The following is a 15,381-nucleotide window of genomic DNA, read 5'->3' as shown; positions in this document are numbered from 1 at the left end:
GCAATGGACGATGATTCTGTCGACCATTGCTTTTTGCATAGATAAGGGGTGATATTGATGCCTAAACCATCCGTACCGACACTAAGCCGCTGGTTCTGGACGTCATTTCGGGTGCGTTACCAGGAAAGCGATCAAATGGGTGTCGTATACCACGCGAATTATTTAAACTGGTTCGAGATCGGGCGTACCCAAATGATCCGTGAAATGGGATTTACGTATCGCGGAATGGAAGAAGAAGGTGTCCTCCTCCCGGTGGTTGATCTTGATATCAAGTACCGCCAGCCTGCGAGGTATGATGATCTTGTAACGGTATTTACCAGAATGACTGCTTTCTCCCCGCTTCGAATACACTATGAATATGAGGTCCGGTTGCTGAGCGAACAGGAGCAGGCAGATTTGGAGGCGATGGATCTGTCTCCCGAATCCGAGCTTCCCGGTGCCTTGTTAACGGCCGGCGCGACCCGTCATGTATGGCTGAATAGAGAGTGGAAGCCCGCCCGACTGGATAAATGCGCGCCAAAGCTGTATGATGCATTGAGGGACACCCTTTGGGGGAGGAAGGAGTAGCTTCATGTTCAAATGGTTGCTGGCAGCGATGATCTTCGTGCCTGCTATTGAAATATTCGGCTTTCAGTTTGTTGCGGATCGCGTGGGCGGCATGAATACCTTGCTATTGACACTGCTGACCTCTGCGGTTGGCGTGGCCATGATGAGGTTCGAAGGTCGCAAAGCGATGGAAGATGCCAAGCAGAGAATGAACTCAGGCATGGTTCCGGGTGCTTCCATGGCCGATGGCCTATGTATATTTGCGGGTGGAGTGCTACTTATTCTGCCGGGCTTTGTAACTGACATGATCGGATTTACGCTGATATTTCCGCTGACTCGCCCGCTGTATCGGATATTGCTGTTGAAATGGATGAAGAAAAATATGAAAAACGGCAAGATTACGATCTTTCGCAGATAATACAAGCAGAATCACCCATAAGACCGGCCCATCATGGGCCGGTCTATTTATTTATGGAGCACGAGGAAATAACAGAAATCGGTAATGATCATGAAGTACCTTATCAATCCTATGATAATCCCATCACTATACCTCTATGACGAGTCAAACTTGTTCGTCTTACTGCTATCTGAATCTGCCTCCGATAATATAATTCCTTAGGTCCTTGAATACGTGGGCCCGGTGAAAGGCATCCAGGATGACAAGCGACACTGGACCTATAATCAGTCCCAGAATGCCGAACAGCTTGAGCCCGACGAACATGCCCAGCAGGGCGGCGAGCGGGTCCAGTCCCACACTGCTGGCGAGCACCTTGGGCTCCATAATCTGTCTGACGATCAGGATGATGCTGTACAGGACGGTTAGTCCGATGCCAAGCGTCAGGTCGCCCGACATAAAGGCATACAGCGACCAGGGGATCAGGACGATGCCGACGCCCAAGTAGGGGAGAAGATCCACCAAGCCGATCAGAAGACCGATGGAGAAGGCGGAATCGACCCCGAGCGCATAAAGCGTGATCATGACGATCAGGGCCGTGATGGAGATGAGAATCAGCTGTGCCCTCGCGAATCCGAATAACGCTTTTTTTAGATCCGTGAAAATATAGATCATGGGTTTGCGAATGACGTCGGGCAGGATGCGGATAAGTGCGCGATTATGGCGCTCCCAGCTGTTGCTGAGAAAGAACGTGGACAGTAAAACAACAATGAGAATCGTGCCCAAGTTGGGCAGGTAATAAATAATTTGCAGAATTCCGTTAAAAATACCGGTAACGAGGTCGGTCACGGCCGTGCCAATCGTTTGCGTCGTTCGGGTAATGTTCTGATTGATGGTATCGTGATAATTCGGGTTGTTCTGATAGAACCGGCTAATCTCATTGATAATATTCTGGAAGCTATCATTCTGGGTCCAGGCGGTCAGCCATTCCATCCAGGCATCAATATGAAGATTGAAGGACTGGGACAAGATGATCAGCTCCTTGACCAGTCTCGTGACAGCTGCCGTGAGAATCAGCAGGGCCGCTCCGAAATACAGCAGCAGGGACAACATGACAGCGAGCCACCGCGGCAGCTTCAAACTCCGCTGAAGCAGGCGGACGCAAGGATTCATGGCATAAGCGATGATCCAGGCCAGAAGGAAGGGGTAAAGCAGCGGCAGCAGTACATATATCAAATAGGCAATCACGAAGATGGAGGACAGCACCCACACTCCCCGGCCAAAACGCTTGAGCATCAATCGTTCCAAACAATCACACTCCTTTGCAGCACTTCAGGGACGAGCAGAAACGCTCATTCCTATACGTATGCAAGGAGATTCAATATAAGGATAAAGAGTTGGAAAACGCTTGTCTTCATGATTCGACAATGAGAATTATCACAGGTATAATGGAATTGTAAGTGATTTCAAAAAAATGTTTATGGTGTCGATAAAACAATTTGATGCGGCGAATGTCGCTGCTCATGTTCACATATCAGACAAAATCCAGTATGATATGAGAAGGTTTGTGACTAGGACCATAGCAATTTTTTTCGCGTTTTTCTTTTTTATCCGACTTCATGAAAATGTTTTCATGAATGTCAAAATAGTTCAGTTTATCCCGATCATAAAGGAGAGATGTTGCATGACAGCTACCAAGGGTTTGGAAGGCATTGTAGCTACCACCTCCGCGATTAGTTCGATCGTCGATGGCGTTCTGACTTACCGTGGATATGATATTGACGATCTCGCAGAACATGCAAGTTTTGAAGAGGTAGCCTATCTGCTCTGGTTCGGAAAGCTTCCGAATGCCGAAGAGCTTAAGTCCCTTCAACAAGATTTGAGCGACTATGCTGCCATTCCGGATGAGCTTATCCAGCAGATCAAATTGTATCCGAAGGATACCAATACGATGGCTGCGCTTCGCTCGGCTGTATCCGCGCTTGCTCTGTATGACGCCGAAGGCGACGATATGAGCCGTGAATCGAATGAGAAGAAAGCGGTTAAACTTCAAGCTCAGCTTCCAACGATCATTGCTGCCATCGCCCGTGTTCGTCAGGGCAAAGAGCCGGTGGCTCCGAAAGCCGGCGTCTCCATCGCGGAGAATTTCCTGTATATGCTCAGAGGCGAAGATCCTGATCAGACTTCAATCAAGGCTCTGGACCAGGCACTGGTTTTGCACGCGGATCACGAGCTTAACGCATCCACGTTTGCTGCTCGTGTAACCGTAGCCACGCTGTCCGACATATATTCCGGTGTTACTTCCGCTATTGGCGCGCTTAAAGGTCCTCTGCACGGCGGCGCGAATGAAGCCGTCATGAAGATGCTGAACGAAGTCGGTTCGATTGATCGGGCCCAGGCTTACATTCAGGAGAAGCTGGACAACCGTGAAAAAATAATGGGCTTTGGACACCGCGTATACAAAAACGGCGATCCGCGCGCGAAGCATCTCCAAAAAATGTCGCGCGAGCTTGGTGAAATGAAAGGCGACACCACGCTGTACGACATGTCGGTGCTGATCGACGAAACGGTTACCAACCAAAAAGGGCTGAAGCCGAACGTTGATTTCTATTCCGCATCGGTCTATACGCAGCTCGGCATCGAGCATGAACTGTTTACGCCGATTTTTGCCATCAGCCGTGTATCCGGATGGACCGCGCATATTCTTGAGCAGTATGAAGGCAACCGTATCATCCGCCCGCGCGCAGAGTATACAGGGATGACTGACCAAAAATATGTGCCGATAGAACTTCGCTAAGTGGCTGGCAATCATGTACAATAGGCTAGAGAACCGCTTAAACGTGAGTGAATCGCGGGTGGCGGGTTTCTCTGTGCCTATTCACGCGAGCATTTTGGAAATGGCAGAGACAAGAACCATATTCGAAGGAGGAACTCATACTCATGAAATTGGAAAAATTCGCATTACCAACTGAAGGCGAGAAAATCACGATTGATAACGGAACCCTGCAGGTGCCTAACAACCCTGTCATTCCTTTTATTGAAGGCGACGGCACAGGCCGTGACATCTGGAAAGCTTCCAAGCGTGTCCTGGATGCAGCAGTAGAAAAAGCATATAACGGTTCCAAGAAAATTGCCTGGTATGAAGTATTTGCCGGTGAGAAGGCATACAATACATACGGTGAATGGCTCCCGAACGATACGCTTGAAGCGATTCGCGAGTACATCGTTGCTATCAAAGGACCACTTACAACGCCAATCGGCGGCGGTATCCGTTCCCTGAACGTTGCTCTTCGCCAAGAGCTGGACCTGTACACTTGCCTGCGCCCTGTTCGTTACTTCAACGGCGTACCGTCTCCGGTAAAACGCCCTGAGTTGGTTGACATGGTTATTTTCCGTGAGAACACGGAAGACATCTACGCAGGTATTGAGTATAAAGAAGGCTCCGAAGAAGTGAAGAAAATGATCAAGTTCCTTCAAGACGAAATGGGCGCCAACAAAATCCGCTTCCCTGAAACGTCCGGTATCGGGATCAAGCCTGTATCCTCTGAAGGTTCCAAGCGTCTTGTACGTGCAGCGGTTGAGTATGCGATCAAGCATGGCCGCAAATCCGTGACACTGGTTCACAAAGGCAACATCATGAAATTTACAGAAGGCGCCTTCAAAAACTGGGGTTACGAAGTGGCTGAAGCTGAATTCGGCGATAAAGTGTTCACTTGGGCACAATACGATATCATCAAGGAGAAAGACGGCGTAGATGCAGCTAATGCGGCTCAAAAAGCGGCTGAAGAAGCTGGCAAAATCATCGTTAAAGATGCGATTGCCGACATCGCGCTGCAGCAAGTTCTGACTCGTCCAACCGACTTTGATGTCATTGCGACGTTGAACCTGAACGGGGACTACCTGTCTGACGCGTTGGCTGCACAAGTTGGGGGTATCGGTATCGCTCCGGGTGCTAACATCAACTATGTAACAGGACATGCAATTTTCGAAGCGACTCATGGTACCGCTCCGAAATATGCAGACAAAGACGTAGTAAACCCTGGTTCCGTTATCCTCTCCGGCGTTATGCTGCTTGAGCACCTCGGATGGCAGGAAGCGGCTGACCTGATCTACAAAGGCATGGAAACGTCCATCAACAACAAAACCGTAACGTATGACTTCGCCCGCCTGATGGATGGCGCTACGGAAGTGAAATGCTCCGAGTTCGCAGACGAAATCATTAAAAACCTGTAAGGAGGAGATTCATCGTGGCAATTACTCGTAAAAAGATTACGGTAGTAGGTGCTGGCTTCACAGGTGCGACTACCGCCCTGATGCTTGCTCAAAAAGAATTGGGTGATGTGGTGCTGCTGGATATCCCGCAGCTTGAGAACCCGACAAAAGGTAAAGCGCTGGATATGCTCGAAGCAAGTCCCGTTCAAGGATTTGACAGCAACATAGTCGGTACATCCAACTATGAAGATGCAGCTAATTCCGATATCGTAATCATTACAGCAGGTGTAGCCCGCAAGCCGGGCATGAGCCGCGATGACCTCGTGAATACCAATGCAGGGATCGTGAAATCCGTATGCGAGAATGTGAAGAGTCACGCACCGAACGCCACGGTCATCATTCTGAGCAACCCGGTGGATGCCATGACCTATGTGGCATACAACACACTCGGATTTCCCAAGAACCGCGTCATCGGCCAATCCGGCGTACTGGATACGGCCCGCTATTGCACCTTCATCGCGCAAGAGCTGAACGTATCCGTTGAGGATGTCCGCGGATTCGTACTTGGCGGCCATGGCGACGACATGGTTCCGCTCGTTCGCTACTCCAGCGTGGGGGGCATTCCGATCGACACGCTGATTCCGGCTGAGCGCATTGAAGCGATTGTGCAGCGTACCCGGGTTGGCGGCGGCGAAATCGTGAACCTGCTGGGTAACGGCAGCGCATACTATGCGCCGGCTGCTTCCCTCGTACAAATGACGGAAGCGATTCTGAAGGACAAAAAACGAATCATTCCGGTTATTGCTCTTCTGGAGGGCGAGTACGGTTATGACAATCTGTTCATGGGCGTACCGGCCATTCTGGGCGGAGACGGCATTGAGCGAATTTTCGAGCTGGAGCTGACGGCCGAAGAGAAAGCGGCGCTCGATAAGTCTGCGGAATCCGTACGTAATGTAACCTCGGTCGTGACCCTGTAATTGAATCAGGATTCACAAAATCGTCTAATAATGCAATCCCGTCCCGTGATTCGGGGCGGGATTGCTTTTCTTTGGATGATCTCTCCAGTATAATAAGAGACGATGAACTTAATGTAATAAAAATCACACTAACGACTTTGGAGGAATTGTTTATGTGGAACGTGACATTTTTTCTGCATATGGTCGGTACGGCGGCGCTAGGATTTTACTTGATTCTGCCGTTTGTTGTTGGCGGTATTCAGAAGCTGTCCCTCGGCGCTCAAGAAGGAGCCGTTAATACGATTCGAGTAGCGAACCGTTTTGCTCAGTACGGCTTGGTTATTCAGTTGTTGACTGGCGGATACATGATGTCCCAAGGCGAGTATTCGGTTCCTTGGATGATCATTGTAACGGTATTGCTGCTGGCGATGTTTGCTATTGGAGGCATCATGAGCAAGCCATTGAAGAATGCGCTTGCAGGGATCCGCGAGAAGCGTGAAGTGAAGGAAGAAACAAGCAAGCTGGGTACGCTTAGCGCACTTCTTGCCTTGCTGCTCTTGGTTATGATCTTCTTCATGGTATTCAACCATATCATCTAAGAATAGCTACATACGAAAGAGAAGTCGTTCCGTTTATCGGGCGGCTTTTTTTTGACATTATAGAATTGTTAAATGACCGGGGCGTGCCAAGGATCTGAACGGACTTCGGAGCAAGGCCCCGCATTGGGGACTTTTTTGTTGGGCGAAAAGAGCTTCACTTTCGTTTGATCTCGTACAATCTGGGTAAAAACAATAGCGAAGGGCTTTTTATGAGAATAAGAAGCCGCGTCGAACGCATCCTATGAGAGGTAGTTTGAGATACTGACCTGAAAGGAGAAATGTTCATATGCCACAAGATCAACCGAAACAAACCTTGCCGCCCCAGCATCAGGATCACAGACCCGGAACCGAATCGGAGATGCACCCGAAGCCGGAGTTTGAGAGTAACGAATACAAAGCAGCCGGTAAGCTAAAAGGAAAGGTAGCGCTGATTACCGGAGGCGACAGCGGTATCGGTCGTGCGGTTGCGGTCTACTATGCCAAGGAAGGCGCGGACGTATCCATTGTGTACCTGAATGAGCATAAGGATGCGGAAGAGACCAAACGACAGGTGGAGCAGGAAGGCCGAAAATGTCTGTTGATCGCCGGTGACGTCGGCGATGATGCTTTTTGCCGCGACGCGGTTACCGAAACCGTGGAGAAGCTCGGAAGACTCGATATTCTCGTTAACAACGCAGCCGAACAGCATCCGCAGAAGAAGATTGAGGATATTACCAAAGAACAATTGGAGCGGACCTTCCGTACGAATATATTCGGGATGTTCTACCTGACGCAGGCGGCGATGCCGCATCTGTCCAAGGGCAGCTCGATTATTAATACGACCTCCATCACGGCTTACCGGGGAAGCCCGCAGCTGCTGGATTATGCATCGACGAAGGGGGCCATCGTTGCCTTTACACGCTCGTTATCGATGAATGTGGTCGGTCAAGGGATCCGGGTAAATGCCGTTGCCCCGGGACCGATCTGGACGCCGCTGATTCCTTCAACATTCCCGCCGGATCAGGTGGCCGAGTTTGGGGCGACCCAGCCGATGAAACGTCCGGGTCAACCGGAAGAGCTGGCACCAGCCTATGTATATCTGGCCTCAACGGACTCTTCCTATGTGAGTGGTCAAGTCATTCACGTGAATGGCGGCGAAGTAATTAATGGGTAAAGCCCTTTGAGGGAACAACAGGGTCATCCTTGCACGAAAAAAACAGCGGACATCCGGGACTTCAGCCCGAATGTCCGCTGTTTCAATATGGGGGCAGCTTGCGCAGAATCAGATGCTTCTAAAACCGGAAGGCAGCACGCCGGCATCCCGGATCGCTCTGATCTGGGCGAGCGTCAAACGGCGGTTGGTGCTGATGATGGATTCAGGTTCTTCATCGCCGCCGATGATATCGCCAAGATCAGCGATGTTGGTGTTTCCGCGGAATACTCTGAATGCGCCTCGGAAATTCGGCTCCGAGAACAGGACCAGGGTGGCATTGGAGCTGGTCGAGAAGAATCTCAAGCTTTCAATGTCGCCGAAGGTACGCTCGAGATTACGGATGCCTACATTGCCGCGCACGATAAACCGGCGTCCATTGTAGAACTCGTCTCTAAACAGGGCAAGCCTTGGAAAGACCACCTGAGAGATTGAGGCTTTCATCATAGCAATCACCTCCTTTTCTTAACCAATATATGCGAGATTTATAGAGGGGGTATGGTCGATAAAAGGGGGAGTATCAACACATTTTCTCTACTCTTTCATTTTTTGAAGTAAACCCTTTCATGTGCGAAATGATATGATATGATAACAATATTGGCAGTTTATAATGATTCTTATTTTGCTATCATGTCTGGGTTATGAAAGAGAGGAGTTTACCAACGTTATGAAATTATTTGAAGAGAGTATGTATCGACTGATTGTAGAAACCTCCACGAATTTGCCCGGAGATGTGCGAAGAGCAGTCAACCGCGGCCGAGCATCTGAGGATGCGGCAACGCGAGCGGGGCTGGCCCTGGCAACGATCGCTCAAAATATTGAGATGGCCGAGCAGGAAGTATCGCCGATCTGCCAGGATACCGGCATGCCAACATTCATCGTACATACACCAGTGGGTGCGAACCAAATCGAGATGAAGAAGGCGATTTACTCTGCGGTGATTCGCGCCACGAAGGATGGCAAGCTGCGTCCAAACTCGGTGGATTCGTTGACTGGCGCTAACAGCGGGGATAATCTCGGCCCTGGCACGCCTGTCATCCATTTCGAGCAGTGGGAGCAGGATAAGGTGGACGTCCGTCTCATCCTGAAAGGGGGCGGCTGCGAGAACAAAAACATTCAGTACAGTCTTCCTGCAGAGCTTGAAGGGCTCGGGAAAGCGGGCCGTGATTTGGACGGGATCCGCAAATGCATCATGCATGCCGTGTACCAAGCTCAAGGCCAAGGCTGCAGCGCTGGATTTATCGGAGTAGGCATCGGCGGCGACCGGACGACAGGTTATGAGCTTGCGAAACATCAGCTGTTCCGTCATGTCGAAGATGTGAACCCTAATGAAGATTTGGCGAAGCTCGAAGATTACATATTGGAAAATGCAAATAAGCTCGGGATCGGCACGATGGGCTTTGGCGGAGAAGTCACGCTGCTCGGCTGCAAAATCGGTGCGATGAACCGTCTGCCGGCAAGCTTTTTTGTATCGGTTGCTTATAACTGCTGGGCGTTCCGCCGTCAGGGCGTAATGGTTGAGCCGGAAACGGGAGACATCACGGAATGGCTGTATGAAGCAGGCAGTCAGGTGCAGATGAACGCCAATTCCGAAACGGCTGTTTCCCAAGCCGAAGACTCCGGTCCAAGTGAGCCCAAGGGCCGCGAAGTGGTGCTGCAGACGCCAATCAGCGAGGAGCAAATTCGTTCCCTGCGCGTTGGGGATGTGGTGGTGATCCGAGGCGAGATGCATACCGGACGGGATGCGCTTCATAAATATCTGATGGATCACGATGCTCCTATCGACCTGAACGGGTCCGTCATTTACCACTGCGGTCCGGTTATGATGCAGGATGAAGAGGGATGGCATGTCAAGGCGGCAGGTCCGACAACGAGCATTCGAGAAGAACCTTACCAGGGCGATATTTTGAAAAAATTCGGCATTCGCGCGGTCATCGGAAAGGGCGGCATGGGTCCCAAGACGCTTCAAGCCCTGCAGGAGCATGGCGGCGTATATCTGAATGCGATTGGCGGGGCCGCCCAGTATTATGCGAGATGCATCAAAAAAGTAAACGGCGTGGATTTCATGGAGTTTGGCATTCCGGAAGCGATGTGGCATTTGGAGGTTGACGGCTTTGCCGCGATCGTCACGATGGATTCGCACGGAAACAGCCTGCATGCCGACGTGAGCAAGGATTCGGCAGAGAAGCTGGCCATGTTTAAAGAGCCGGTGTTCTCCTAATCCGGAGCATCTGAAGAAGCATCGATTGGCCACCATGTGCCGGTCGATGCTTTTTTGTTGAATACGGGAATGGAGCCCTTATTTCGAATTTTCGTTGCGGTTTTCGGACACTCCGGTTTATGATGAAAGTCAAATACGTCAATTCAGTCATTGGAGGAAACAGGTGAGAAGTTTTGGACTAGCCTTTGCATCTTGGTTTGAAAAGTACACCTTTCTCTTGATTCCAGGCTCGCTGGTGCTAGGCTGGCTGCTCTCGGATGTTTTGGTGGACTTTGTTCACTGGATTCCTTATCTATTCGGTTATATTACACTGGTGATGGCACTAGGCTGTGGGATCCGTCATCTGCAAGGGGTTCTGAAGCGCCCCTTTGCTGTTATATTAACGCTCTTTCTAGCCCATGCGGCTGCTCCGGTGCTTGCCTATGGACTGGGCTCGGCCGTGTTTGGTGCGCATTCGGATTATACGATTGGCTTGCTGCTGTTCGCGATCATTCCGCTGGGGATATCCTCGGTGATGTGGGTCGGAAGCTCAGGCGGCAGCGTTCCGTTCATCCTGGCGGTAGTTGTGCTGGATACTATACTCAGTCCCTTAGTCGTACCGGCTCTGATGGAGATGTTTATCGGGGATGCACTGGTTACATGGAATGCGTCTGAACTGATTCTCGATTTGCTGACCATGGTGGTATTACCCACTCTGATCGGGGTGATGCTGTATGAAGGTTCCAAAGGACGGGTCAAGGACTGGTCGGCTCCTGTAGCTCAGCCCATATCGAAGCTGTTTTTTATGCTCGTGGTGATGCTGAACGCGGCAGCCATCGCTCCCCATGCAGCAGGCATGAAGGAGGAGATGCTGGTAGTAATCCCGGTTGTCGTTACGCTGATTGTGATCTGCTATTTGCTTGGCTACTTTGGCTCCTATGCGATGCTCGGACCGACACAGGAAATGCAAATTACATTTACATACGCGTCCGGAATGCGTAATATATCACTCGGGATGGTGTTGGCTACAACGTATTTCTCACCCCAGGCTTCCATCCCGGTGGTGCTTGGCATTATGTTCCAGCAGCCGGCGGCAACCATCATTCATGCGTTATTCCAACGAAGACGCACACGGGCGGTAAGTTATCCAAAATGATCACGCGGCAGAAAGAGGAGAGACCATGAGGCAGTATCGCAATCGTTTGACTCTGATTATGCTTACTTTAATTGGGTTATCTATGCTCGCGGCAGGACTGGCTATGGTGACGGTGTTCAAGCAGTCCCACATTCAGCTGCTGGAGGACAATATGGTCCGGGAGATTCGGCTTCTGCAGACCATGATGGAGTTTCCGGATACGGACAGCGCGGATGCTCTTTCGTATTATACCGAAAGATCCTTGCAGCTTGAAGAACTGTCTGATGCGAGAGTGACCTTTATATTGAAGGATGGTAAGGTTATCGGGGATTCGGAGAGTGATCCGTTAACCATGGATAACCACGCTTATCGTGAAGAGATGCTTCAAGCGGTAAAAGCGGGGCGCGGGAGTACCATTCGTCGGAGCGATACGCTTGAGCAGGACATGCTGTACGTCGCACTTCCGGTCAAGGCCGGAGAGAATTTCGACGGATTCGTCCGATTGTCCGTCAGTCTCAAGGAAGTGGACCAGGGAGTCAAACAAGGCTGGACCGTGATGGGGATCGGCCTGCTGGTGCTATTCCTGATAGCTGCCTTGGTGAGTTATCGTGTCGCCAAGGGCTTGACCTCGCCGCTTGAGAAAATCACGCGCGTAGCCAGACGGATATCGCGTCTTGAATATGATGCGAGGGTAAAGATTCACCGTAAAGACGAGATCGGTCAATTGGCGCACGCCATTAACGGAATGGCCGACAGCCTGCAAACCCAGCTGCGGACGATACGGGACAATGAAGATTTGCTGCAAAGCGTTCTAAACAATATGACAGGCGGTATTGTCATGGTGAGCGGGGCAGGCCAGATCATTCTTGTGAACCGTGCTGCCGAGAGAATGCTCGGCATTAATGCCGAAGTGATAACAGGCAAATCGTACCGTGAGCTTAAGCAGCATTATGAATTGACCAAACTGATGGAGGAAGGCCTTGAGAGCAAGGAGGACTTCCATGAGGAGCGCAACATTTATTATCCGGTGGAATCGATCATCCGCCTGGATGGGGTTGCGATGATGCAGGAGGAAGAGCAGGAGTCTTATCGCGGGATGCTGTTCCTGCTGCAGGATGTAAGTGATATCCGCAGACTTGAACGCATGCGGAGCGAATTCGTGGCCAACGTATCTCACGAGCTGAAGACTCCGCTCGCTGCGGTGAAAGGGTTTGCTGAAACGCTGCTTGGCGGCGGGGTGACCGATGAGAAGACATCGCGCTCCTTCCTCCAGATTATCTATGACGAATCCGAACGGCTAAACCGGCTGATCGGTGACATTCTGGAGCTGTCCAAGATCGAATCCAAGCGGATTCAGATGGATTACTCGCCGATTCATTTGTCGGCATTCTTTGATACAATATCCGAAATGATGCGCACCGTGGCGGAGAAGAAGCGGATCAGCCTGGAGCTTGACATCCCTGAAGAGCTGTTTATGGAGGGGGACGAGGACAAGCTCCGCCAGATTTTTATGAATCTGCTCTCGAATGCGATCAATTACACGCAAGAAGGCGGACGAGTAAAATTAACCGCTCGTGAAAAGCATAGTAACAGGAACGCCGAGGATATTGTGGAGTTCGTTGTTAAGGATTCCGGGATTGGCATTCCGAAGAAAGATCTTCCCCGTATATTTGAACGTTTCTACCGGGTGGATAAAGCGCGTTCACGCGGATCAGGCGGAACGGGGCTTGGACTGTCGATCGTGAAGCATCTGGTGGATCTTCATCACGGTACCATCAAGGTGGAGAGCGAGCTGGGAATCGGGAGCTCCTTCATCATTGAGCTTCCGATCCTGCAGGAAACGCACGATACAGGAAGTTAACACTCCGTTAACATTCTGTTGATATACTTGCATAAGCAGTCCAATTATCAAGATAAGGGCGGGGGTAACATTGACGCAACGCATGCTTGTTATTGAAGATGAGCCGACACTATCGCGGCTGTTGTCCTACAATCTGACGCAGGAAGGTTTTCAAGTCGAGGTAGAGGAACACGGTACCGCAGGTTACGAGAAAGCGTCGAATCATGAATATGATCTGATCCTGCTGGATGTCATGCTGCCTGGCATGAACGGCTTTCAGATTTTAGAGAAGCTCCGAAGTAACGGAATTACCACGCCGATCATTATTCTGACCGCGAAGAACGCCGAAGAGGAAGTTGTTCAAGGTTTGAAGATGGGGGCGGATGACTATATTACCAAGCCATTTGGTGTATCTGAGCTGCTGGCCCGTGTATCAGCCGTCATGCGCCGGGTTTCCGGTCATGCCGATGAAGCAAAGACGACAGACCACCAGGGAAACGTCATTTCGCTTGGAGAATTGGAAATCTATCCTGAGAAATACGAGGTCCGGCTTGGCGGTCAGAGCATTAATCTCCGGCCGAAAGAATTTGAGGTGCTGCTCTACCTGGCCAAAAAACCGGGCGTTGTGTTAACGAGGGATGATCTGATGAACGTGGTCTGGGGCTTCGATTATATCGGCGGTCAGCGAACCGTGGACGTTCATGTGAGTTCCCTGCGCAAGAAGCTTGAGCTCGATCCTGAATCTGTACACATTGACTCCATTCGCGGGGTTGGTTATAAACTTGTAGTGAATCCGAAAAAAGGCTCCCATCATTCCGTTTGAAATGATGAGGAGTCTTTTTTTTGGGTCTTTGGTCAGATCCTGACATGTCTAATGTCTCATTTCCGCGCAATTATCCTTCCGCAGTTTACACTCCCTTAATCATTCGAGTATATTCCCATAATACTTGTCCGGTAAGATGCGTCTAAAGGACCAGATGAAGAAGGGGTGAAGGCGCATGACACTGCTTCAAACCAAACCAAATCAGACAGAGAGAATGAAGATGGAGGTAGAGCCGGTACTTGATGGACAAGCAGCAAGCGAGCCTGAAGCAGGCGCATTATATCGGCAATACATAAGAAGGGTCCCTGTTATAACAAAATCTGAATCCTGCCTCGATGTGCTGAATGTGTTTGCGAAGGATCAGCGTATCCCGTGTGTTATTTATTGCGATGAGGCAGATACACCAGCAGGACTGATTATGCGGGATGTGTTTTATCAGCGAATGATGGGCAGGTTTGCCGTGGATCTGTATTATTCCAAGCCCGCCTACCAGTTTGCGGACCATCAACCGACGCGTGTCGATATATTCGAGAAGGTCGGAACGCTGCTGGAATTGTCCCTGCAGCGCCCGGATTCCAAATTTTACGATTGTGTCCTGATCACGGATGAAGGACGACTGCTAGGCGTGCTCACCGTCCGGGATCTGATGAGTCTGTCCAGTATGCTCCAAGCGGAAGCGGAAGAGAAGCGGGAACTTATCCTGCAGGAAAGCTACCGGCATACCCGGAACATTCAATCTTCTTTAACCGAGGTCCGAACGGCAGCAGCGAGAACAAACTCGGAATGTATACGGATGAGGGAGTGGTCACAAACGGGGAAGGAGAAACTGGATCTTGTCCGAACCTCGTACCTTGGTCTTGTAGAGGATATGACGAAGCGTGAAGGCCAGGCCTCCGAACTCGCAGCCGATGCCGGCCGCATATTTTCCATCACCGGCATGATTACCGAGCTTGCGAACCAAAGCAGTCTGCTTGCCATGAATGCCTCAATTGAAGCAGCACATGCCGGAGAGCATGGGCGTGGATTTCAAGTGGTTGCGGCAGAGGTACAATCGCTAGCAAAACAAACGCGCAAGCTGTCAGGGGATATATCGCAGCTGCTCGAGCAAATCCAGCGGCTGGCAGCAGATACAGCCAAGGGGGCTGTATCGTCGCTGAAGGAAATCCAATCCTGCGAGGGGTATGTAACGGAAGGTGCCCAAATGTTTAATGAAATGGACAACGCCGTTCAAGAGGTTCAGAAGTCCGGTAATCAGGTTTATCAACTGGCCGAGGAAACCGTGAAGCGAGTGGAGCAGGTCAAGGATGAGCTTGCGGGAATGAACACCGGTGAAGCTTCGATCGTGGAAGAAAGGTCGAATCTATAACTCTACTATGATTAAAATATTTTACACTGCGTTTACATTTCTCAGAAACTGCTATTACATTCCGGGATTATTATCAATATTGTAAGTAGGAAGTAGAGACAACAACCATTTTGAAGGAGTG

At 50.5% G+C, this 15,381-nt stretch carries 14 protein-coding genes; 12 read left to right on the top strand and 2 right to left on the bottom strand.

The annotated features are described in order from the left end of the window. Positions 1-57: 57 nt before the first annotated feature. Positions 58-567, top strand: a complete 510-nt coding sequence (locus tag AC0VZ8_RS26145; RefSeq protein WP_339294707.1) for an acyl-CoA thioesterase — start codon at positions 58-60, stop codon at positions 565-567. 4 nt (positions 568-571) lie between these two features. Continuing rightward, positions 572-964: an FxsA family protein gene (locus tag AC0VZ8_RS26140; protein WP_071218067.1), complete on the top strand. Its 393-nt coding sequence runs from the start codon at positions 572-574 to the stop codon at positions 962-964. A gap of 165 nt (positions 965-1,129) precedes the next feature. Here AC0VZ8_RS26140 and ytvI read toward each other — a convergent pair whose 3' ends face one another. Beyond that, the gene (gene ytvI / locus AC0VZ8_RS26135; protein ID WP_071218068.1) at positions 1,130-2,248 is read right to left on the bottom strand and encodes a sporulation integral membrane protein YtvI; all 1,119 of its coding nucleotides are present in this window, start codon (positions 2,246-2,248) and stop codon (positions 1,130-1,132) included. Positions 2,249-2,624: 376 nt separating this feature from the next. Between ytvI and citZ the strand changes: the two genes are divergently transcribed. The 5 genes from citZ to AC0VZ8_RS26110 all read left to right on the top strand — a co-directional run bounded on the left by citZ (position 2,625) and on the right by AC0VZ8_RS26110 (position 7,860). Further along, positions 2,625-3,737, top strand: a complete 1,113-nt coding sequence (gene citZ / locus AC0VZ8_RS26130; protein WP_071218069.1) for a citrate synthase — start codon at positions 2,625-2,627, stop codon at positions 3,735-3,737. Positions 3,738-3,880: 143 nt separating this feature from the next. Continuing rightward, positions 3,881-5,173, top strand: a complete 1,293-nt coding sequence (gene icd / locus AC0VZ8_RS26125) for an NADP-dependent isocitrate dehydrogenase (protein ID WP_260068059.1) — start codon at positions 3,881-3,883, stop codon at positions 5,171-5,173. Between the two features lie 14 nt (positions 5,174-5,187). Further along, positions 5,188-6,129 carry a malate dehydrogenase gene (mdh, locus tag AC0VZ8_RS26120; protein WP_113057492.1) on the top strand — a complete coding sequence of 314 codons (942 nt, stop codon included), beginning with the start codon at positions 5,188-5,190 and terminating at the stop codon, positions 6,127-6,129. Positions 6,130-6,281: 152 nt separating this feature from the next. Continuing rightward, on the top strand, positions 6,282-6,707 hold the full coding sequence (locus AC0VZ8_RS26115; RefSeq protein WP_009595065.1) for a hypothetical protein: 426 nt from the start codon (positions 6,282-6,284) through the stop codon (positions 6,705-6,707). 286 nt (positions 6,708-6,993) lie between these two features. Then, the gene (locus AC0VZ8_RS26110; RefSeq protein WP_426199248.1) at positions 6,994-7,860 is read left to right on the top strand and encodes an SDR family oxidoreductase; all 867 of its coding nucleotides are present in this window, start codon (positions 6,994-6,996) and stop codon (positions 7,858-7,860) included. Positions 7,861-7,968: 108 nt separating this feature from the next. On the opposite strand, the gene AC0VZ8_RS26105 is transcribed toward AC0VZ8_RS26110, so the two are convergent. Further along, a complete protein-coding gene (locus tag AC0VZ8_RS26105) occupies positions 7,969-8,343 on the bottom strand; it encodes a hypothetical protein (protein WP_071218073.1) in 375 nt (124 codons plus the stop codon). A 220-nt stretch (positions 8,344-8,563) separates the two neighbouring features. Between AC0VZ8_RS26105 and AC0VZ8_RS26100 the strand changes: the two genes are divergently transcribed. From AC0VZ8_RS26100 to AC0VZ8_RS26080, 5 genes are all read left to right on the top strand, one after another. Next, positions 8,564-10,117, top strand: coding sequence for a fumarate hydratase (locus AC0VZ8_RS26100; RefSeq protein ID WP_475484939.1), 1,554 nt, complete (start codon positions 8,564-8,566; stop codon positions 10,115-10,117). A 163-nt stretch (positions 10,118-10,280) separates the two neighbouring features. Continuing rightward, the gene (locus AC0VZ8_RS26095; protein WP_475484938.1) at positions 10,281-11,252 is read left to right on the top strand and encodes a bile acid:sodium symporter family protein; all 972 of its coding nucleotides are present in this window, start codon (positions 10,281-10,283) and stop codon (positions 11,250-11,252) included. A gap of 25 nt (positions 11,253-11,277) precedes the next feature. Beyond that, on the top strand, positions 11,278-13,092 hold the full coding sequence (pnpS, locus tag AC0VZ8_RS26090; RefSeq protein ID WP_260068056.1) for a two-component system histidine kinase PnpS: 1,815 nt from the start codon (positions 11,278-11,280) through the stop codon (positions 13,090-13,092). 70 nt (positions 13,093-13,162) lie between these two features. Next, on the top strand, positions 13,163-13,894 hold the full coding sequence (locus tag AC0VZ8_RS26085; RefSeq protein WP_071218077.1) for a response regulator transcription factor: 732 nt from the start codon (positions 13,163-13,165) through the stop codon (positions 13,892-13,894). 175 nt (positions 13,895-14,069) lie between these two features. Next, positions 14,070-15,260 (top strand): methyl-accepting chemotaxis protein, encoded by a 1,191-nt coding sequence (locus AC0VZ8_RS26080; RefSeq protein WP_071218078.1) that lies wholly within the window; start codon positions 14,070-14,072, stop codon positions 15,258-15,260. Positions 15,261-15,381 lie beyond the last annotated feature (121 nt).

The organism is Paenibacillus sp. QJM3NY_38 (assembly GCF_056173265.1).
This window is presented reverse-complemented; position numbering and strand designations above follow the sequence as displayed.